This is a genomic window from Ruegeria sp. YTSB088 (genome assembly GCF_059609825.1).
On sequence record NZ_JBXWMM010000006.1, the window covers coordinates 84,048 to 102,828 of the forward strand.

20 protein-coding genes are annotated in these 18,781 nt (G+C 59.0%); 9 read left to right on the forward strand and 11 right to left on the reverse strand.

Going from position 1 to position 18,781, the window contains the following annotated elements; genetic code table 11:
• Positions 1–301: 301 nt before the first annotated feature.
• Entirely contained in the window at positions 302–706 is a 405-nt protein-coding gene (locus AC2FFA_RS11215) for a type II toxin-antitoxin system Phd/YefM family antitoxin (protein ID WP_496851737.1), read from the forward strand.
• Between the two features lie 112 nt (positions 707–818).
• Here the strand turns inward: AC2FFA_RS11215 and AC2FFA_RS11220 are convergent, their stop codons facing one another.
• Together AC2FFA_RS11220 and AC2FFA_RS11225 are read right to left on the reverse strand one after the other, a co-directional pair.
• Positions 819–1,268, reverse strand: coding sequence for a hypothetical protein (locus AC2FFA_RS11220; protein WP_117869648.1), 450 nt, complete (start codon positions 1,266–1,268; stop codon positions 819–821).
• Between the two features lie 113 nt (positions 1,269–1,381).
• Positions 1,382–1,696, reverse strand: coding sequence for a hypothetical protein (locus tag AC2FFA_RS11225; protein WP_496851738.1), 315 nt, complete (start codon positions 1,694–1,696; stop codon positions 1,382–1,384).
• 700 nt (positions 1,697–2,396) lie between these two features.
• Here AC2FFA_RS11225 and AC2FFA_RS11230 point away from each other — a divergent pair.
• On the forward strand, positions 2,397–3,110 hold the full coding sequence (locus AC2FFA_RS11230) for a class I SAM-dependent methyltransferase (RefSeq protein ID WP_496851739.1): 714 nt from the start codon (positions 2,397–2,399) through the stop codon (positions 3,108–3,110).
• 64 nt (positions 3,111–3,174) lie between these two features.
• Here AC2FFA_RS11230 and lepA read toward each other — a convergent pair whose 3' ends face one another.
• Both lepA and AC2FFA_RS11240 read right to left on the reverse strand, forming a co-directional pair.
• On the reverse strand, positions 3,175–4,974 hold the full coding sequence (lepA, locus tag AC2FFA_RS11235; RefSeq protein ID WP_496851740.1) for a translation elongation factor 4: 1,800 nt from the start codon (positions 4,972–4,974) through the stop codon (positions 3,175–3,177).
• 119 nt (positions 4,975–5,093) lie between these two features.
• A complete protein-coding gene (locus tag AC2FFA_RS11240; RefSeq protein ID WP_496851741.1) occupies positions 5,094–5,624 on the reverse strand; it encodes a hypothetical protein in 531 nt (176 codons plus the stop codon).
• A 265-nt stretch (positions 5,625–5,889) separates the two neighbouring features.
• Between AC2FFA_RS11240 and AC2FFA_RS11245 the strand changes: the two genes are divergently transcribed.
• Both AC2FFA_RS11245 and AC2FFA_RS11250 read left to right on the forward strand, forming a co-directional pair.
• Positions 5,890–6,198 carry a hypothetical protein gene (locus AC2FFA_RS11245; RefSeq protein WP_496851742.1) on the forward strand — a complete coding sequence of 103 codons (309 nt, stop codon included), beginning with the start codon at positions 5,890–5,892 and terminating at the stop codon, positions 6,196–6,198.
• 66 nt (positions 6,199–6,264) lie between these two features.
• Entirely contained in the window at positions 6,265–7,218 is a 954-nt protein-coding gene (locus AC2FFA_RS11250) for a LysR family transcriptional regulator (RefSeq protein ID WP_117869654.1), read from the forward strand.
• Here the strand turns inward: AC2FFA_RS11250 and AC2FFA_RS11255 are convergent.
• Entirely contained in the window at positions 7,215–7,658 is a 444-nt protein-coding gene (locus AC2FFA_RS11255) for a low molecular weight protein-tyrosine-phosphatase (protein ID WP_496851743.1), read from the reverse strand. The genes AC2FFA_RS11250 and AC2FFA_RS11255 overlap by 4 nt on opposite strands.
• 28 nt (positions 7,659–7,686) lie before the next feature.
• Here AC2FFA_RS11255 and AC2FFA_RS11260 point away from each other — a divergent pair, with 28 nt between their 5' ends.
• On the forward strand, positions 7,687–8,385 hold the full coding sequence (locus AC2FFA_RS11260; protein ID WP_496851856.1) for an NAD-dependent deacylase: 699 nt from the start codon (positions 7,687–7,689) through the stop codon (positions 8,383–8,385).
• 61 nt (positions 8,386–8,446) lie between these two features.
• On the forward strand, positions 8,447–9,055 hold the full coding sequence (locus tag AC2FFA_RS11265) for an HdeD family acid-resistance protein (RefSeq protein WP_117869657.1): 609 nt from the start codon (positions 8,447–8,449) through the stop codon (positions 9,053–9,055).
• Between the two features lie 92 nt (positions 9,056–9,147).
• Here AC2FFA_RS11265 and AC2FFA_RS11270 read toward each other — a convergent pair whose 3' ends face one another.
• From AC2FFA_RS11270 to meaB, 4 genes are all read right to left on the reverse strand, one after another.
• On the reverse strand, positions 9,148–9,618 hold the full coding sequence (locus AC2FFA_RS11270) for a copper chaperone PCu(A)C (protein WP_496851744.1): 471 nt from the start codon (positions 9,616–9,618) through the stop codon (positions 9,148–9,150).
• Between the two features lie 40 nt (positions 9,619–9,658).
• Complete coding sequence (locus AC2FFA_RS11275; RefSeq protein ID WP_496673966.1) at positions 9,659–10,009, reverse strand: glycosyltransferase family protein; 351 nt, start codon at positions 10,007–10,009, stop codon at positions 9,659–9,661.
• A 408-nt stretch (positions 10,010–10,417) separates the two neighbouring features.
• On the reverse strand, positions 10,418–10,705 hold the full coding sequence (gene rpmB, locus AC2FFA_RS11280; RefSeq protein WP_299644342.1) for a 50S ribosomal protein L28: 288 nt from the start codon (positions 10,703–10,705) through the stop codon (positions 10,418–10,420).
• Between the two features lie 186 nt (positions 10,706–10,891).
• Positions 10,892–11,863 (reverse strand): methylmalonyl Co-A mutase-associated GTPase MeaB, encoded by a 972-nt coding sequence (gene meaB, locus AC2FFA_RS11285; RefSeq protein ID WP_117869661.1) that lies wholly within the window; start codon positions 11,861–11,863, stop codon positions 10,892–10,894.
• Positions 11,864–12,055: 192 nt separating this feature from the next.
• On the opposite strand from meaB, the gene hrpB reads away from it, so the two are divergent.
• From hrpB to AC2FFA_RS11300, 3 genes are all read left to right on the forward strand, one after another.
• Positions 12,056–14,530: an ATP-dependent helicase HrpB gene (gene hrpB, locus AC2FFA_RS11290; RefSeq protein WP_496851745.1), complete on the forward strand. Its 2,475-nt coding sequence runs from the start codon at positions 12,056–12,058 to the stop codon at positions 14,528–14,530.
• Between the two features lie 156 nt (positions 14,531–14,686).
• Complete coding sequence (locus tag AC2FFA_RS11295; RefSeq protein ID WP_496851746.1) at positions 14,687–15,145, forward strand: NUDIX hydrolase; 459 nt, start codon at positions 14,687–14,689, stop codon at positions 15,143–15,145.
• 87 nt (positions 15,146–15,232) lie between these two features.
• Entirely contained in the window at positions 15,233–16,708 is a 1,476-nt protein-coding gene (locus tag AC2FFA_RS11300; RefSeq protein ID WP_496851747.1) for an inorganic phosphate transporter, read from the forward strand.
• A gap of 9 nt (positions 16,709–16,717) precedes the next feature.
• Here AC2FFA_RS11300 and AC2FFA_RS11305 read toward each other — a convergent pair whose 3' ends face one another.
• Positions 16,718–17,692, reverse strand: coding sequence for a 2-dehydropantoate 2-reductase (locus tag AC2FFA_RS11305; RefSeq protein ID WP_117869664.1), 975 nt, complete (start codon positions 17,690–17,692; stop codon positions 16,718–16,720).
• A 79-nt stretch (positions 17,693–17,771) separates the two neighbouring features.
• Positions 17,772–18,734: a pirin family protein gene (locus AC2FFA_RS11310; protein WP_496851748.1), complete on the reverse strand. Its 963-nt coding sequence runs from the start codon at positions 18,732–18,734 to the stop codon at positions 17,772–17,774.
• Between the last annotated feature and the right edge of the window lie 47 nt (positions 18,735–18,781).

An 18,781-nucleotide genomic window follows, 5' to 3' on the forward strand; every position in this document is an offset into this window, starting at 1 on the left:
ACCTGTGTGGTGTTCAGACTTTTGCATTACGTCTTGTATCCGACAAGAAAATAGCACTGCAGCATGAAAATTAGACGGGGATAAACTGTTAGTATCTGACGGGAAATCTTTGTGGATAATCCGAGAAATCTCGAATCCACGCATGTTTGAACCGGGACATGTTCAGACTTGATCCAGGCCCCCATTTTCGCCCTATGCTGCAGGCGCAAAGGCTGCCGCACGCTCCATTAGGTGAAAATTGCACGGTTTGTACAACTCTCGGACCACCAATCTTTCGAATCGTACATACGGAGATTCGCCGATGCGTTGCACCATTTCCCACGCGCGCGCCAATTTGGGCGCTCTGGTCACCCGCGCACAGGACCCGCGCGAAGTAATCATACTGACCCGGCACGGCAAACCACTGGCCGCTCTGGTTTCGATCGTCGAGGCGAACCGGATCTGGCATTTGCAGGATGATGACGAGATCGAGTGGAAACACCCGCTGTCTGGCATTCGCGGGATGTGGTCGCGGGGACGCAACATCCCCGGAATGGAGCCGGGACCGGACGGCAGCTATGTCACCGCGCGCGAGGCCGCGCTGAAGGTTCGCGAGATCCAGATGACCCGCGCCGAGGAATGCCGCATTCTAGCGCGGGGCGGTCTGGATCCTGTCGAGGGCGGTGAGTTGGCCGCCCGGCCCGTCTCCTCGCGGTGGAGACGATGATTCCGTTTTTGAGAAGCGGTCCGACCCGCGCGTGGCAACCTACTAACCTCCGCCGCAGTCAATATCGCATCAGCGGTACTTACCCCCTACAATCGCCCGGGTCGGACACGCTTCAGTTCACCTGACGTTCCAGAACGGTACTGTAGGTCGTTCCGTTCCGCAGGCTACGGAAATCCGCAAAGATCTTCCCCTCCTCATACCGCGCATCGATCAGCGCATTGGCCCCGATCAGCAGAGGTGAGGTCTCGACGATGCCGATGCTGCCCGACCCATCGATGCTGATGGTGCCGGTGGCCTCGTACTCATTCCAGTTGGTATCGCCATCGCGACGCCATTTGCTGTGCCCCCAGAAAACGTTGCCGTCCTGAAGCTGCACATCCAGCATCCATTCGGCCTGATTGAACCGGGGCTGATCGCCTTTGTAGTAATGGCTGGGCTGGACGGTCGTGTAGGACCCCAGCCATGTGCCGCGCAGGTCGGGCGTGGTATCGGCCAACGCGGCCGTTCCAAGGGCGAGGGTCGTGGCCAAAGCGGCTGCTCCGGCAGTCATGTATCTGGTCATGGGCTCTCTCCTGTTCGTCTGGTCAACAGATTGGGAGGGCACGCACCGGTTGCAACTTACCTAAGGGAAACTTCATGATTGGTTCACCGGGGGCTTAGAATGGGGCTTCAGGCTCAGGCCAGAGCTGTCCCGACAATGACCAGCGCGATGCCGATCCCCTCGCGATAGGAAAAGTTCTCGCCAAACAGGAAATACGAGGCGATGGCGATCAGCACGACTTCGGCCCCCAGAATGCCGGTATAGATGATGCCCAACCGCTCGTTGCGCAACGCGGCAAGTTCCAGCGTTGCGGCGGCCAGCAACGTGGCGACGATCAGAAGGGTCAGACCAACACCGGGGAGCTTCCACCAGAACTTCATCGAGATCATGGCAACGGAATATAGACCCGCCGACCCGAGTGCGATAAGGGGGATCATGGATGTTGACATAGGGGCCTCCTGCCGAGGTTGCCGTGGGTCAAGTGTAGCAGGTGGGCGCGGTCGGGGCTGTGAGGTTGGTCACAGGTGTTAGATGGACGACTGATAAACCACTGATACGATGCTATTTAAACGTTCGAATTAGATAAAAGACTATGTGAAACATGCTGTAGAATCCCCAACCACCAACAATAAGAAACAACACCCAACCAGGGTTAAACTCCTGCTGATCAAAGGCGCGGAAAGTGTGGTCTGCAGTGCTTTGCAAAACAAAGTATGAAAGAAACGTCAGGCCAATCGTCGCGACGGGCCAGCGCTCCAAGATAGTTCTATAGTTCATTGCCATAGCAACAACCTAACGAGGTGATCTGTCAGCGGCTAGTCACAGAAATCCAAGTGATGAGGGCAGCGCCAACCCGAGGGGGTGAGCGGCGTCTCGGAATTCGTCCAGTGGACGAATTCAGCCGCGAACGGGCAGAGCCCAAGGGCGCAAACGCACCACCCGTTTTTTTCGAAGGTAAACCCTGAGGTTGACGCAGGAAGGTCATCCCAAAGGCAGGCACTCGTGTTTTTACGTCACTGACGGAACTCACTTTAGGCCCACAAAACGAGAACACTTGTTCTTCGCTTCAAAGGTTTACTTTCCATCGCTTCAACAGTTTAACGAAAACCTCGCGTGTAATGGAGCTAAAGGGTTTCGAGGAAAAGTACTGTGTCTTCCACCTTCCATCCTTCAGATTATGACGATCTCTTGTCCTCAGCACAGTGGAACGAAAACTTGCGCGACCTCAATCAGTATGTCGCACATTCGCTTGAACAAGTGGGTGAACCACCTGCGCTAAATGGCAATCTGTTCTACGAACACCGCGCGACGGGTTTTCAAACACAGCCATTTATTGAAAGATTCGAACCCAAACGAAGAAATTTCTTTGAGTTGGCCCGACGCTCGACACGTCTGTTCGAAATAGGCGTGAATGCGGGCCACAGCATGTTGTTGGCGCTTATGGCCAACCCTGAAATCAAGTGCGTCGGCCTGGATGTCTGCCAGAGATTGAACCGCCGGTGGGCCCGCGTGGACATTTACGTGCCGGCAGCATTCAACTGGCTAAGGTACAAGTTTCCTGACCGGGTTGAGCTGATAAAAGGAAACTCTCTGATCGAAGCTCCGGCATACGCCCTGAGGCACCCTGATGCGAAAATCGATTTCCTGCACCTGGACGGGGCCAAGGACACGCACCTCAGAGAGGTTCTGGCGCTACACGCTCTCATGCCGTCCGGTGCATTCATCGTGCATGACGATTCCAACCTCAGACCGGTTCGAATTGCAGACAGACAGTTGAGGCGTCTGAACTTTTCCAAGCCGATTGACTACAGCGAATTCGGCCTGACGGACTGCGAATTCCATTTGGTTCGAGCCGCCACCTGATCAGGTGGCATCAAGCTCGAACCCAAAAAGAAAGCCTGTCAGTGACTGTTCAAAACGGACAGCTTTAGCTGTCCATCTTCAGCGCTGAAATAAACGCCTCCTGCGGGATATCGACCTTCCCGAACTGGCGCATTTTCTTCTTACCCGCCTTCTGCTTGTCCAGCAGCTTGCGTTTCCGCGTGGCGTCGCCGCCGTAGCATTTGGCGGTCACGTCCTTGCGTAAGGCAGACAGGGTCTCGCGCGCGATGACCTTGCCTCCGATGGCGGCCTGGATCGGGATTTTGAACATGTGGCGCGGGATCAGGTCTTTCAGCTTTTCGCACATCGCCCGGCCCCGCATCTCGGCCCGGTCACGGTGAACCATGGTCGACAGTGCATCAACCGGTTCGTCATTCACCAGCACCGACATCTTGACCAGATTATCCTCGGTATAGCCCGTCATCTGGTAGTCGAACGAGGCATAGCCCTTGGTCACCGATTTCAGGCGGTCGTAGAAGTCAAAGACGACCTCGTTCAGCGGCAGGTCATAGACGACCATGGCGCGACTACCCGCATAGGTCAGGTCCAGCTGGATGCCACGGCGGTCCTGGCAGAGTTTCAACACGTCGCCGAGGAATTCGTCGGGCACCAGAATGGTCGCCTTGATGCGCGGTTCCTCGATATGGTCGACCTTCGAGGGGTCGGGCATGTCGGCGGGGTTGTGCAGCTCGATCATCTCGCCGTCTTTCATGTAGACGTGATAGATCACCGACGGCGCGGTGGTGATGAGCTCGATATCATATTCACGTTCGATACGGTCGCGGATCACCTCAAGGTGCAGCAGGCCCAGGAAGCCGCAGCGGAAGCCAAAGCCAAGCGCTGCCGAGGTCTCCATTTCAAAGCTGAAGCTGGCGTCGTTCAGCGCCAGTTTGTCAATCGCATCGCGCAGGTCTTCGAATTCGGAACTGTCGACGGGGAAGAGGCCACAGAACACCACCGGCTGCGCGGGTTTGAAGCCTGGAAGCGCCTTCTCGGTGCCGTTTCGGTCATTGGTGATGGTGTCACCGACGCGGGTGTCGCGGACCTGTTTGATCGATGCGGTCAGGAACCCGATCTCGCCGGGGCCGAGGCTGTCGACCATCTCCATCTCGGGGCGGAAAACGCCGACGCGGTCGACATGGTGCAGGGTGTTGTTCGACATGAACTTGACCCGCATGCCCTTTTTCAGCGTACCGTCCATGATGCGGACCAGGACGATCACGCCGAGATAGGCGTCGTACCACGAATCCACCAGCATCGCCTTGAGCGGCGCGTCCAGATTACCCTGCGGCGCGGGCAGATGGGTGACGATGGCTTCCAGCGTTTCGTGGATGCCCTGCCCCGTCTTGGCGCTGACCTGAATGGCGTCGGTTGCGTCGATGCCGATCACGTCCTCGATCTGTTCGGCCACGCGGTCACAGTCGGACGCGGGCAGGTCGATCTTGTTGAGCACCGGCACGATCTCATGATCGGCATCGATGGCTTGGTACACGTTGGCCAGCGTCTGCGCCTCGACCCCTTGGGTGCTGTCGACGACCAGCAGCGAACCTTCGACAGCACGCATGGAGCGGCTGACCTCATAAGCAAAGTCCACGTGGCCGGGAGTGTCGATCAGGTTCAGCACATATTGCTCGCCATTGTCGGCGGTATAGTCGATGCGAACCGTGTTGGCCTTGATGGTGATGCCACGCTCGCGTTCGATATCCATGCTGTCGAGCAGCTGTTCCTTCATGTCACGATCCTTGACTGTCCCGGTCTCTTGAATGAGCCGGTCAGCAAGGGTGGATTTGCCATGGTCGATATGCGCGACGATGGAGAAATTGCGGATATGAGCGAGGTCTGTCATGGGTTGGGGATATGTAGAGGAATCGTGGGTTGGTCAAGGTGGATTGGGATCGCCCGCAATACTATACCACGCCCCTTCAGCTTGTTCGCATCGGCAAGCCGTTTGACAACTGCTGTGGCCTACGATGAATTTCTGCAATCTGATGCCAGCTTATAGTCCCGCTCGCGATCAAGAACGCTGCGCCAATCAGCTTGCAAAATTAGGTCCGTAAGTAAAAGAGCATGGCAAGTTAGATCCCTAGCATAGAAGTGGCGCCGATCAATCACGAGAATTGGGAATGGTGTGTCATCCCCCTCAAACTCCACTGTCAGTTCAGTTAGGAAATTGCCTTCGTCATCGCTCGGGAAGTCAGTTTCGACAAATCCAAGAGACCTTACGATTTCTTCATCGAGTGCCTCAATAAAATGATCGACAAATATCACGATAAGGTCAAATTCAGATAGTCGCTTTGAAGGATAACCAAAGTCGATTTTCTTATCGAAATCTCCATCGATTACTTCATTGGCGAGTTGATTAGAGATACCAGAAATGACCACTCTTACAGGTCTGTCAAGGTCGTCTGATCGATCTTGAGCAACGCTTTGCTCCACCAAGCCTAAAACAAATATCAGTGTCGCGATCAAGAAAACGCCAGTTGTTCTCATTTTCATATGCTCTTTCGCGTTCACTAAAGTGAGTATTGAAGCAACCCTACTGTCAGATAGTCGATAATCAAGCTACGTCTCAGTAGGCGGCGACATTGTTTCGCACAGACAGGTGCCGGGCTGAAGCCCGGTCTACGGGGTTGGTGTTTCCGACTCGTGTATTCACTTTTTCAAACCACCCAATTGATCCCTTCCCCCGTTTGATTCATACTCCCGCGCAGACCGAGAGGGGCATCAGACCTGTCCGGGCAGGCAAAAACGAGGCATGAGCATGAAACAGTTCCTCCTAATCGCATTCTGTGCGGCATCGCTGACGGCGGTGGCGCCTGGTGCAGACGCGGCGCAGATCAAGCGGGCGTGTCTGGCGTCGGACCGGTCGGCAGCGACGCGGGATCGGTGTACTTGCATCCAGCGCGTGGCGGATCAGGCGCTGACCCGAAGCGATCAGAAGACCGTGGCCAAGTGGTTCTCTGACCCGCATCAGGCGCAAGAGTTGAAGATGTCGCAGACCGCGCGCGATGATGCGCTGTGGGATCGGTATCAGAACTTTGGCCAGATGGCGCAGGCGATCTGCAGCTAAGCCCTTCGGAACGCTTGACCTGATGCACGCTGCGCCCCAGAAAAGGCGCAACGAAAGGTGTATCTTATGGTGATGAAAGGGCTGACCCTGCGGGGCCTTGAAGTATTCGAGGCCTTGGCACGGACGGGATCTGTGGCGCAAGCCGCCGAGATCACGGGGCTCAGCCAGCCATCCGTTTCCCAGCAATTACGCAATCTGGAAAAGGCGTTGGGCACCGAACTGGTCGATCACGGGCGGCGACCGATGCGCCTGACACAGGCCGGGCGCAGCTTTCTGGCGCGGGCCGAGACGGTTCTGGCCGAGCTGCAAATGGCACAAAGCGAATTGTCGGTCATGGATCTGGGGCATCTGACCACGCTGTCAATCGGGCTGATCGACGACTTCGACAATGATCTGACCCCGCGGCTGGCAACGTTGCTGGCAGACAGTCTGACCCGATCGAATTTCAAACTGATCACCTTGTCGAGCCTCGATCTGTTCGAGGCCCTGGCCGAACAACGCCTGCATATGGCCGTAACCGCCCATAGCGGAGAAGTGCTGGAGGGGGTGGTCGAGTACCCTCTGGTCCGGGATCCGTTCATTCTGGTTGCACCACAGGGGTCGGGCGGAGTGGAGGCGGTACAGGACAGGCTGCCATATCTGCGCTATGCCCGCGAGCAACTGATCAGTCGGCAGATCGAGGCGCATATGGCGCGCGGCGCGCAGGAGTTTGAGGAACGGTTCGAGATCGGCTCGCACATGGCGCTAATGGCCATGGTTGCACGGGGCCTGGGTTGGGCGATCACGACGCCGCTGGGTTTCATGCGCGCAGCGCGGTTCCATGAAGGGCTGGAGGCCCACCCTGCCCCGTTCGGGGATTTCTCGCGCAGCATATCCTTGCTGGCGCGTACGGACTGGTCCGATCAGGTACCGCAGGAAGTCGCGGGCATGACACGGCGCCTGATGCAGAACCAGATCGTGGACCCGGCTTTGGCCAAACTGCCCTGGCTGAGCGGATCGCTGCGGGTGATCGGCGGTTAACTGTCCAGATGAGCGGCAAGGCCCTCGACCGCCGCTTCGATCAGGTCCAGAGCGCCATCGAAATCCCGTGTATAATATGGGTCAGGCACATGATCCGCGCCGGTTTCAGGGGCGAAATCGGTCAGCAGGCGCACCGGGGTGTCACTGCCGGCGGGGCGCAGATCCTCGATATCCGCGATGTTGTTGGCGTCCATGCCGAGGATCAGGTCGAAGCGGGCGAAATCGGCGGCGGTGAAGTGACGGGCGCGCAGGTCACCCAAGTCGATTCCCCTGACCTTCGCAGCTGCCTGCATCGGGCCATAGGGCGGGTTCCCCGCGTGCCAGCCCATGGTTCCTGCACTATCGGTGACGTGGTGCGGCGCGCGGGCGCGGAAAACGCCTTCGGCAGCGGGCGAACGGCAGATATTGCCTAGGCAGACAAAGAGGATACGGTGTGACATGCACCAAGCTGTACCGCGCGGAGGAGAAATGGAAAAGATCGTGATCCTGACCGGGGCCGGAATATCCGCCGAAAGCGGGTTGAGCACCTTTCGCGATGAGGGTGGATTATGGGCACAGCACCGGATCGAGGATGTCGCCACGCCGGAAGGATTCGCCCGCGACCCCGCACTGGTTCAGGGGTTTTACAATGCGCGGCGCGTTCAGGCCTCTGAGGTGCAACCCAATGCCGCGCATGAAGCGCTGGCCCGATTGCAACGGGACTGGCCCGGAGACGTCGTGATTGTCACCCAGAACGTGGATAGCCTGCATGAGGCGGGCGGCGCCAAGGATGTCATCCACATGCACGGAACATTGGCCGGCGCTTTGTGTTCAGCCTGCGGCCATCGATGGACCGCCCCGATCGAGATGGCTGTAGGAGAACCCTGCCCCGCCTGTGCGCACCCCTCTGCCCGACCCGATGTGGTTTGGTTTGGTGAAATGCCCTATTTCATGGACGAGATTTATGACCATCTGGCCAGCGCGTTGCTTTTTGCTGCCATTGGCACCTCGGGTCAGGTTTATCCGGCAGCGGCCTTTGTGCACGAGGCACAAGCGGCAGGCGCACGGACGATCGAAATCAATCTGGAACCGTCGCTGGGCGCATCCGGGTTTGACGAACGTATTGTCGGCAAAGCGACTCAAACAGTTCCGCGATGGGTCGAGCATCTGCTTGCGCCGCACACTTAAGGTACAGACAGCACGCGCTTAATTTGTATAGACTATCTTCGAAACGACTGGAGGACGAGAAATGGCTGATCAAGACCCCCGGACCGGTGAGATCCTTGATGACGACAGCATGGCCGGGCGCGACATGCTGGGCGAGCAGCTTTCCAGCCTGTGGTGGACCTTTCTGCTGCGCGGAGTATTGGCCGGGCTTGTCGGCATTGCCGCACTGTTCTGGCCGTCGGGCAGCATCGCGTTGCTGCTGCGATTGGTTGGCGTGCTGCTGATCCTCGATGGCGGCCTGACGCTCTTGGGCGTTGGGCGACGTGGTGTGATGGGCGGCGCTGCGATTGGTGCGCTTCTGATCGGGCTTGTCCTGCTGTTCTGGCCGGAAGGGACGGTCAAACTGGCCTTTTTCCTGATGGGCGCATGGGCGCTGATCATCGGGATCGGCTCGCTGGCGGCCTCCGGGCAAATGCATGAGAGAGACCCGCAACGTGGCTCGATGCGCGTATCGGGATTCGTCGCGCTTGTCGTCGGGCTCGTTTTGATGATCTGGCCCGCGGTCGCGCTTGTAGCGCTGGGATGGGGCATCGCCTTTTCGGCACTGGCCATTGCTGCCGTCATGTTCTGGCTGGCATCCCGATTCCGTCAGGCCGGCGACCGTGTTGGCCTGAAGACCGTCAATAAGTAGCACCAGCGACAGCCACAAGGACAACAGGCCGGGCAATGCCCGGCCTGACGCATGAATGACGGCCGCAGCGCGGCCTGAAGGCAGGCGTTGCCCTAGTTCGAATGTGATCCCCCGCCCATGTCCTGGCGCTCCAGATCGACCGGGATTTCGACTTCAACCTCGCCAGCTTTTTTGAAGATCAGCGTCACCGGAACCGTGGCACCCTGCTCGAACGGTGCCGTCAGCCCCATGAACATCACATGGTCGCCGCCGCGTTTCAGCATATGGGTCTCGCCGGCCGGAATGGCAAAGCCTTCCTCGACATGCATCATCTTGGCCACGCCATTTTCGTCGACTTTGTGCGTATGCAGTTCGACCCGGGCCGCGGCATCCGAAGACGCGCCGACCAGCCGGTCATCTGTATCACCCTGATTCCGGATCATCATGAACGCAGCACCCGCCTTGGCGGTCTTTCCCGATGACCGGGCATAGGCATCATCAACTTTGATTGTACCTTCGGCAAAAGCCGGCAAAGCAAGTGTCACAACGGCCAGAGTTGCAAACAGAGTAGTCTTGAGGGACATCGTGCCTCTCCTGTGTTTTGAGTTTGAAAAAGATTGTTTTTCAAATACTTACAGGCGGCGCGCGCGCCGGGGAGCCGGGGACTGGCAAAGCGATCTGATTGACCAGATGCCGCAACGGCGAAGGCTGCGCCTGTTTCGGCGCCACAGGCATCGATGGGTGGGCGACGGCAATCGCGCCCATCAGGGACAGCGCATAGTCCGGACAGTAATGCGGTGGCGCGGTCGGTTGCCCGTCTTCGTCCATATAGACAACGACCGGACCGGTGCCTGTGCACAGCACCATCTGACCCACGGCCCTGTCCATGCCGCGCGAAACAGCAAGGCCCTGCCCGGTCAGAACCAAAAGCAGGGACAGAACATAAGGTAGGATTCTGATTAAAACTGGTCTCATCCTGACCCGGGTATAGGTCAGTCAGCAGAGTAGCTTCAAGCGCCAAAGGGTCGCGCTTGAAGCTGGTTTCAGTAGTCAATTCCCGGTCGTTTCACCTTGCTTGTATTGAAGCTGGTGTGGGAACGGTTCACCCTGCGCTGCATCCGCGTGCAAGCCGAAATTGCTTTGCGAAAGACCGCGGCCAGGAACAGGAAAAGGTAGAAACTTTTTAACGTCATAGTGTGGCCCCCGCCTGATGAATGACAGTTACGTTAGGTCAGATTCGAGAGTCCGTATGTGAAGCAATTCACCAATAGCGAAAAATAATTTCGAAATTGAAAACAATGTTAGGCAGTAGTGGGCGGTTCAAAAAAGAAAAAGCCCCGCACCACAGAGGTACAGGGCTTGAAATACCGTTAGCGAAAAGGCTTAGGCCGTGGCTTGTGCCTTGGCGATTTCCTTCTTCACTTTCAGAGCGTTCGACGACAACTCTTCATCCTTGGCTTTGGCCAGGAATGCGTCCAGACCACCGCGGTGGTCAACCGAACGCAGGGCAGCGGCCGAGATGCGCAGCTTCACGCCGCGGCCCAGGGTCTCGGACTGCAGGGTGACGTCATTCAGGTTCGGCAGGAAACGACGACGAGTTCTGTTTTTGGCGTGGCTGACATTGTTGCCAGTCATCGGGCCTTTTCCGGTCAGTTCGCAACGGCGCGACATGGTTTCTTCCTTTGTTTCTGGAGGCCGGGCACAAAGCCCTCGGCCAAATCACAAGGGGCACAACCCGAAGTCGCGCCCGAAAACTGGTTGGATGCGTGTAGTGGGAATCGCAGGGAGGGTCAAGACGGGCTGCGCGAATTCTTTCATTTTGCGCCAACCTTTGAAACCCCGCCCTTTTTCAACCCGTCAGGTCAGCGTATTGAGCAGTTCCTGGGCAGCCAGGACCGGGTTCAGATGCCCGGCCGAGACTTCGGCATTCAGACGCTCCATCTCGGCCTTGGCTTGCGGCGTGTCGAGGCGGGCCAGAAGGGCGTGACGGACTTCCTGATCGAACCAGTAACGTGCCTGCGCGGCGCGGTTGGCCTCCCAGATACCGTTGTCGCTGCGCCACTGGATCAGGGATTGCATCTCGTCCCAGGCTTGCTCCAGCCCCTGTTCTTCGACCGCTGAAACGGTCATTGCCTTGGGGAAACCTTCGGGATCCTGGGGGCGCTTGCGCAGCAATCGCAGCGCGCCGGCATAGTCTGCGCATGTCCGTGTCGCCGTGGCCTTCAGGTCACCATCCGCCTTGTTGATCAGGATGATGTCGGCCATCTCCATGATGCCACGTTTGACACCCTGCAATTCGTCCCCACCCGCCGGGGCCAACAACAACAGGAACAGGTCCGACAATTCAGACACCACCGTTTCGGACTGCCCTACGCCCACGGTTTCGATCAGCACCACATCATAGCCCGCGGCCTCGCACAGGGCGATGGCCTCACGGGTCCGTCGGGCAACGCCGCCGAGATGACTCTGGCTGGGGGACGGGCGGATGAAAGCGTTCTTCTCACGGCTCAGGCGTTCCATCCGGGTTTTGTCCCCCAGAATCGAGCCCCCCGAACGGGCAGAGCTGGGATCGACTGCCAGAACCGCGACACGCAGCCCCTGCCCCGTCAACATCATTCCAAAGCTTTCGATGAATGTGGACTTGCCCACTCCTGGCGTGCCCGACAAACCGATCCGCAGCGCCTGGCGCCCCGATCCGGCGAGCTGTGCCAACAACTCGCTCGCCTGTGCGCGATGATCGGCGCGGTTGCTTTCCACCAGAGTGATTGCACGTGCCAGCGCCCGGCGCTCGCCCTTCAAAATCCTGTCGCTGAGGCTGTCTGTCTGCATTCTTGTCCCGATCCTAGAGGCAAGAATAGTTGCCGCGCTCCGGGGGCGTTTGTCCAGACCGGAGGTCTCTGGAAATGCGATCAAGGCAATAGCTGCGTCAATTCGTGCGCCGCGTGGCACTTCCGGATATGGTCTTGGCACCATGGGTTACACCAAAGTGCTCGCACTGTGCGAGAACTGGACGTCACCTGCATGATGGCGGATAAGAGCCGGATGACGATACGCCTGCCCATCGACGACGCCATTCCCGAACTGCTAGACACTTTACGTGCGCATGGTCGCGCGGTGCTTCAGGCGCCACCCGGGGCGGGCAAGACCACGCGGGTTCCTCTGGCAATGCTCGAGGCAAGTCTGTGTGACGGCAGGATCGTGATGCTGGAGCCCCGGCGGCTGGCGGCCCGGGCCGCTGCCGAGCGGATGGCCGAGACCCTGGGAGAGCGCGCAGGGCAGACCGTGGGTTACCGTGTGCGCGGCGATGCGAAAGTGTCAAAAGACACCCGGATCGAAGTGGTGACCGAAGGTATCCTGACGCGGATGCTGCAATCCGAACCCGACCTGCCCGGCATCAGCGCGGTGGTTTTCGACGAATTCCATGAACGGTCTCTGAACGCCGATCTGGGGCTGGCCTTGTGCCTTGAGGTAACGGGCGCACTGCGAGACGATCTGATCCTGCTGGCTATGTCAGCCACGCTGGATGCAGATCCCGTCGGCGCGTTGATGGCGGCCCCGCTGGTCACATCAGACGGGCGCAGCTTTCCGGTTGAGACGCGCTGGCTTGATCGGCCATTGGGACCGCAAGCGCGACGGTTGGATGCGTTGATCGATCTGGTGACTCAGGCCGAGCGTGAGACGCGCAAGTCCGGCGGCGGAATTCTGGTTTTCCTGCCGGGAGAGGGCGAAATTCGGCGCGCTGAGGGCGCTTTGAACAGTCGATTACCCAATAGTTGCGTGGTGCGCCCGTTATTCGGGGCCATGCCCTTTGCGGCCCAGCGTGCGGCGATCGCCCCGGTGGAACATGGGCGCAAAGTTGTGCTGGCGACGTCGATTGCCGAAACGTCGCTGACGATCCCCGATATCAAGGTTGTCGTGGACATGGGGCAGGCCCGACGGGCTCGGTTCGATCCGGGATCGGGAATGTCACGGCTGGTGACCGAACGGGTGACACGGGCCGAGGCCACACAGCGTGCGGGCCGGGCCGGACGTGTCGCCGAAGGGGTGTGTTACCGGCTCTGGTCGAAGGGGGAAGACGGTGCGCTGGCCGCCTACTCGCCTGCAGAGATCGAAGCGGCTGACCTGACCGGGCTGGCGCTGGAGCTGTCCCTGTGGGGCGCTGGCGCGGCCGATCTTGCCTTTCTGACTCCACCTCCCGAAGGGACGATGGCCGAGGCGCGGGCTTTGCTGACAATGCTGGGCGCACTCGACACCAATGGGCGGATCACTGATCATGGGCGCGCCCTGGCAGCACTGCCCTTGCATCCCCGGTTGGGGCACATGCTTGTGCGGGCCGGTCCGAACGCCGCACCTTTGGCGGCGTTGATGGCAGAGCGTGACCCCCTTCGCGGTGCGCCGGTGGATATCACCCTGCGGCAAGAGGCGCTGCGTGATCCACGGACTTTTCAGCGCAACAGGGTCTGGCAGGTCAACATGGGCGCCGTGGATCGGATCAATGCCGAGACCAAACGGTTGCGGAAACAGGCCAAGGGCGACTCTGCTGATCTGAGCCCTGCCGCCATGGCTGCGCTGGCGTATCCTGACCGCATCGGGCAGCGGCGCAAAGGTGACGCGCCGCGCTATGTGCTGTCAGGGGGAAAAGGCGTTGTTCTGGACAGTGCGGATCCACTGGCCAACGCTCCGTTTCTGGTCGTCATCGACACTGATGGCAACCCGCGCGAGGCTAAGGTCCGGATGGCCACCCAGATTTCGGAACGCGAGACCCGCGATCTGTTCGCGGATCAGATCGATTGGGTTGAGACTTGCGCCTGGTCGAAACGCGAGCGGCGGGTCGTGTCGCGGTGGCAAGAGCGGTTCGGCGCGATCACGCTGGATGACCGCATCTGGAAGGACGTTCCAGACGACGCCGTGGCGCGTGCGATGCTGGACGGGGTCCGCGATCTGGGCTTGCGGCTGGAGGGTGCCGCCGCGCGTTTGGTTGCCCGTGTCGAGCTGGTGCGTGCCGATGGCATCGATCTGCCCGATTTTTCGGTCGCAGGCCTGATGGCCGAGATGGACGACTGGTTGCTGCCCATGCTGTCAGGTGTCAAAAGCGCCGAAGACTGGAAGAAGTTCGACCTTATGCCCGCCCTGCGCGCGCGGTTGGACTGGGCACAGACGCAGGAACTGGACCGGCGCGCTCCGGGGTCATTTGAAACGCCGCTGGGGCGCAAGGTGCCAATTGATTACAGCGCTGCCGTGCCTGAAATCTCGGTCCGCTTGCAGGAAGTGTTTGGCGTGACCCGACATCCGGCAATCGGCGGCCAGCCTTTGAAGATCACCCTGCTGTCACCAGCACAGCGCCCGATCCAGATAACGCGCGACCTGCCCGGTTTCTGGGCGGGCTCTTACGCGGATGTACGCAAGGACATGAGGGCGCAATACCCCAAACACCCTTGGCCCGAAGATCCGACCCGGGCTGATCCCACGCTGAGAGCGAAGCGCAGACGGGAATAGAGCAGTCAGAAAATTCTGCTGTTTGGCCAAAAACCCACAATTTCAGGCTAAAAACCCTCAAATATCGGTTAAAATCGGAAGATACAATTGAAACTCACCATTTCTGTTGTTATGTCTTATCAACTTTGAAGGCATAGAGTAGACAACAAGAAACCGATGAGTGCATGGCTGCAAAACATCTGGGAAGAGGTTGGACGACCTCTTTTTCTGCGCCCCCGGCGGGTGCAGTTTGCAGCGTTGTGCACCCGCATTCATGACGGGAAGGACGAAGTCCTGTTGATCACCAGCCGCGACACCAGACGCTGGATCATCCCGAAAGGTTGGCCAATTGATGGTTTGAGTGGAGCGGAAACGGCCCTGCAGGAGGCCTGGGAAGAGGCCGGAGTACGCGGGGATACAGTACACAATGATCCAATCGGTCGTTACACTTACGACAAGATCCTCAAAGACGGATCAGCGCAGCCGGTTTTGACCAGTGTCTACCGGATTTCGGCGCACGCACTGGCTGAAGAGTTTCCCGAGGCCGATCAGCGCGAACGCCGCTGGTTTTCGCCGGCTGATGCGGCCACACAGGTACAGGAGCCCGAGTTACAGGCCTTGTTGCGTAGTCTCTAAGGAATTTGCAACGATTCTGTGGCACCCAGCTTGCCTGCGCAGCAGGAAACCGCTAGCTGCGCGCTCGTTCAATATTTGACCAAGTTCATGTCTGACACGAATCCAAAACCACGCTGGCAAAAGCTAGACAGCGACCTGCACCGAATTTCGCGCGTCGAAGCCGCCAATATCCATGTCGCACGCCATTTGCTGGCACCGGGAGTCGCGCTTGCCTTCATGGCATTGGCCGGGCTGACGGCGGCAGTTCTGTTTGGTCAGGCGGATGGTAGCTATATCGTCGTCGCAGCGGCTGCGTTCGGGGCCTATATGGCAATCAATATTGGCGCCAATGACGTGGCCAACAATATGGGCCCTGCGGTTGGTGCGAATGTGCTCACTATGGGCGGCGCCATCGTGATTGCCGCCATTGCCGAAAGCACAGGCGCTTTGCTTGCGGGGGGTGATGTGGTTTCGACCATCTCCAAGGGGATCATCGATCCGGCCTCGGTGCAAAACAGCGAGGTGTTCATCTGGGCCATGATGGCGGCGCTGATATCGTCAGCCATGTGGGTCAACCTGGCAACCTGGATCGGCGCTCCTGTTTCCACCACGCATTCTGTCGTGGGCGGGGTCATGGGTGCAGGTATTGCCGCAGCGGGCCTGAGCGCGGTGAGCTGGGGCACAATGGGCGCAATTGCGGCCAGCTGGGTGATCTCGCCGGTGCTTGGGGGTGTGATTGCAGCGGGTTTTCTGGCGCTGATCAGGTCAAAGATCCAGCATCAGGACGACAAGATTGCAGCCGCGCGCAAATGGGTGCCAATCCTTTTGGCGGTGATGGCTGGGGCCTTTTCCACATATATGTCCGTCAAAGGGCTGAAGCGGATCGTGACAATCGATCTGGAGATGGCTTTGCTGATCGGGTTGTCTGTGGGGCTTCTGGCTTGGTCCGTGACCGTCCCGTGGGTCAAACGCAAATCCGAAGGAATGGAAAACCGGACCCGGTCTCTGAAAACGTTGTTTGGGCTGCCCCTTGTGATCTCGGCCACGTTCCTGAGTTTCGCCCACGGCGCAAATGACGTGGCCAATGCGGTCGGCCCGCTGGCCGCGATTGTTCACGCGGCTGAATTCGGAGAGTTCGCAGCCAAGGTTTCAATCCCTCTATGGGTGATGATCATTGGCGTGTTCGGGATTTCGTTCGGTCTGTTCCTGTTCGGCCCCAGGCTGATCCGCATGGTGGGCAGTCAGATCACCAAGCTGAACCCGATACGCGCCTTTTGCGTCGCCCTGTCGGCGGCGATCACCGTAATTCTGGCCAGCTGGCTGGGTCTGCCGGTCAGTTCGACCCATATTGCCGTTGGAGCAGTCTTTGGCGTCGGCTTCTATCGCGAGTGGCATTCCGAGCGTCGGCGCAAGCAGGGAAACCTACAGCGCACGGCGCAACACCTTGCCCCGGAAGAATACCGCCGTCGCAAGCTGGTGCGCCGGTCGCATTTCATGACCATCGTGGCGGCATGGGTTGTGACCGTGCCAGCCGCTGCATCCATGTCGGCCGTATTATACTGGGTACTGACTGCATTCGTCTGACGAATACCGTCAGAGCCTGATCTGCTCAGGTGACAACGGGTGATCGGGTGCATGTTTGATCAGGTCGGACACTTGCGTGCAGATGGGTGTTGGCACTCCGGTTTCGTGACCCATCCGGATGATATGCCCTTGCAGACTGTCAATTTCCGTTTGGCGCTCGGCCATCAAGTCATAGGCCATGGACGTTCGCGCACTCGGATCGATTGTCAGCATCCGGGCCGCGATCCGGGTGAACAGCGGCGTCGGAAGTCGCAGAATATGCGGCGTCATCCATGCCGGAAGTGGTGTGGTCGAAGCCACGGGATGCCCCGCCGCCTTGAGAACAGTCAGCGCCTCAGACATCTGATCCGCCATGAGATTGCGCCAGTCGCGGTTCATAAGCTGATCCACCAGCGTGAGGCCCGACAAGGCATTGAGCGCATTGTTCAGGTTGATCACAAGCTTGCCCCATTGCACGGCCTCGATCCGGTCGCTGGACATAACGGGAAGGTCCGCACTGCTCAGCTGCGTCGCCAGATCTCCGGTGCCGCTCTGGATGACGATCTCTCCGGACGTGGCCCGGTGATAGGTGGCGGGGGCAGTCGGCACCACATTGAACGGAACCATTCCGGCGCGAACGTCGCGCCCGGGAAGGGCATTGCGCAGTGTTGTGGCGGCCTCGATCCCGTTTTGCCAGGACAGGACAGGCACATCTCGCGGTGCAATAGTGCCAATCAGCTCGGCCATGTCTGATGTAGCGCCCGATTTGACGGATACGATGACGAGTTCGGCCTGACCCAAGCAGGCCGGATCTTCACTGAGAGACAAAGATTCGGGCGGAACCGTGTAATCAAGGCCGTCAAAATCTGTGACCGTCAGCCCGTGCTCACGGATCGGGTCCAGCACACGTGCCCGTCCCAGAAGGGTCACGGAGTGCCCCGAACGGGCAAGCAAGGCACCGCAGTAGCAGCCAATGCTGCCCGCGCCTGCGAGGACAATTTTCATGATACCCCCTCCGGTATTCCCGAAAAGGATCACCGCAAACGGCCCGTGACACAAGCCCACTTGCCCCTGACGTCGCGCGCTAGCGGGCCAGCCGGGGTTTTGTGTGCTCAAGCTCTTTGGAAATAGGGATAAATTCCTGATCGTCACCCGGAGGCAGGTGAAACGCACCGTTGGCCCAATCGGCGCTTTTCCACTCACGGGTTGCCGTTTCGATCTTTTCCTTCGAAGACGAAACGAAATTCCACCAGATGTAGCGGTCTTCATTCAGGGTCGCTCCGCCCAGCAGCATCAGCCGCGCGCCCAGTGGGCCCGCCGTGACAGACAGCCTGTCCCCGGGACGGAACACCATCATGCGGCGCTCGTCAAACGTGTCACCCGCGATTTCGACCGCACCTTGCGTGACATAGACACCGCGATCTTCGTGGTCGTCAGGCAGAGGGAAGGACGCGCCGGGTTCCAATTGCACATCGAGATAGAAGGTTTCGGACAACATCGTGACCGGGCTGGTCTCACCATAGGCCGAACCCAGGATCAACCGGGCGCTGACACCCGCATCCTGAAGATGCGGCAGTGCGGCCTGTTTGTGGTGTTCGAAATCCGGGGCCATATCCTCATGCGCTTCGGGCAAGGCAATCCAGGTCTGAATGCCGAACAGGCTGTGTTTCTTGCCTCGGGTCTCATCACTGGTGCGTTCTGAATGGGTCACACCGCGGCCTGCGACCATCCAGTTGACCTCGCCGGGATAGATCATCTGATGTGTGCCAAGGCTGTCGCGGTGCTCGAACTCGCCCTGGTACAGATAAGTGACCGTGCCCAATCCGATATGCGGGTGGGGGCGAACATCGATGCCGCCTTCGGTGATGAATTCAGCAGGCCCCATTTGATCGAAAAAGATGAACGGGCCCACCAACTGTCGTTTTACCGAAGGAAGCGCACGGCGCACCTCGAACCCTCCCAGGTCACGGGCACGCGGGATGATCAACGTGTCCAGCGCCGGATTTTCCGAGATGCAGTCCGGATTGTGTGTCGGGTTCCAACTCATTTCAGCACTCCCCTCGTTGCAGATGGTCAGGCCGTCTGCGTTCTCTC

Bases quoted from the DNA above. Each gene is read 5' to 3' on its own strand.
- AC2FFA_RS11255 (WP_496851743.1), bottom strand. From the start codon at position 7,658: ATGTCACACCGTATCCTCTTTGTCTGCCTAGGCAATATCTGCCGTTCG.
- AC2FFA_RS11215 (WP_496851737.1), top strand. From the start codon at position 302: ATGCGTTGCACCATTTCCCACGCGCGCGCCAATTTGGGCGCTCTGGTC.
- AC2FFA_RS11275 (WP_496673966.1), bottom strand. From the start codon at position 10,009: ATGAGACCAGTTTTAATCAGAATCCTACCTTATGTTCTGTCCCTGCTT.
- AC2FFA_RS11295 (WP_496851746.1), top strand. From the start codon at position 14,687: ATGAGTGCATGGCTGCAAAACATCTGGGAAGAGGTTGGACGACCTCTT.
- AC2FFA_RS11245 (WP_496851742.1), top strand. From the start codon at position 5,890: ATGAAACAGTTCCTCCTAATCGCATTCTGTGCGGCATCGCTGACGGCG.
- AC2FFA_RS11220 (WP_117869648.1), bottom strand. From the start codon at position 1,268: ATGACCAGATACATGACTGCCGGAGCAGCCGCTTTGGCCACGACCCTC.
- hrpB (WP_496851745.1), top strand. From the start codon at position 12,056: ATGATGGCGGATAAGAGCCGGATGACGATACGCCTGCCCATCGACGAC.
- AC2FFA_RS11270 (WP_496851744.1), bottom strand. From the start codon at position 9,618: ATGTCCCTCAAGACTACTCTGTTTGCAACTCTGGCCGTTGTGACACTT.
- AC2FFA_RS11250 (WP_117869654.1), top strand. From the start codon at position 6,265: ATGGTGATGAAAGGGCTGACCCTGCGGGGCCTTGAAGTATTCGAGGCC.
- AC2FFA_RS11310 (WP_496851748.1), bottom strand. From the start codon at position 18,734: ATGAGTTGGAACCCGACACACAATCCGGACTGCATCTCGGAAAATCCG.
- AC2FFA_RS11265 (WP_117869657.1), top strand. From the start codon at position 8,447: ATGGCTGATCAAGACCCCCGGACCGGTGAGATCCTTGATGACGACAGC.
- AC2FFA_RS11225 (WP_496851738.1), bottom strand. From the start codon at position 1,696: ATGTCAACATCCATGATCCCCCTTATCGCACTCGGGTCGGCGGGTCTA.
- AC2FFA_RS11300 (WP_496851747.1), top strand. From the start codon at position 15,233: ATGTCTGACACGAATCCAAAACCACGCTGGCAAAAGCTAGACAGCGAC.
- meaB (WP_117869661.1), bottom strand. From the start codon at position 11,863: ATGCAGACAGACAGCCTCAGCGACAGGATTTTGAAGGGCGAGCGCCGG.
- rpmB (WP_299644342.1), bottom strand. From the start codon at position 10,705: ATGTCGCGCCGTTGCGAACTGACCGGAAAAGGCCCGATGACTGGCAAC.
- AC2FFA_RS11260 (WP_496851856.1), top strand. From the start codon at position 7,687: ATGGAAAAGATCGTGATCCTGACCGGGGCCGGAATATCCGCCGAAAGC.
- AC2FFA_RS11240 (WP_496851741.1), bottom strand. From the start codon at position 5,624: ATGAAAATGAGAACAACTGGCGTTTTCTTGATCGCGACACTGATATTT.
- lepA (WP_496851740.1), bottom strand. From the start codon at position 4,974: ATGACAGACCTCGCTCATATCCGCAATTTCTCCATCGTCGCGCATATC.
- AC2FFA_RS11305 (WP_117869664.1), bottom strand. From the start codon at position 17,692: ATGAAAATTGTCCTCGCAGGCGCGGGCAGCATTGGCTGCTACTGCGGT.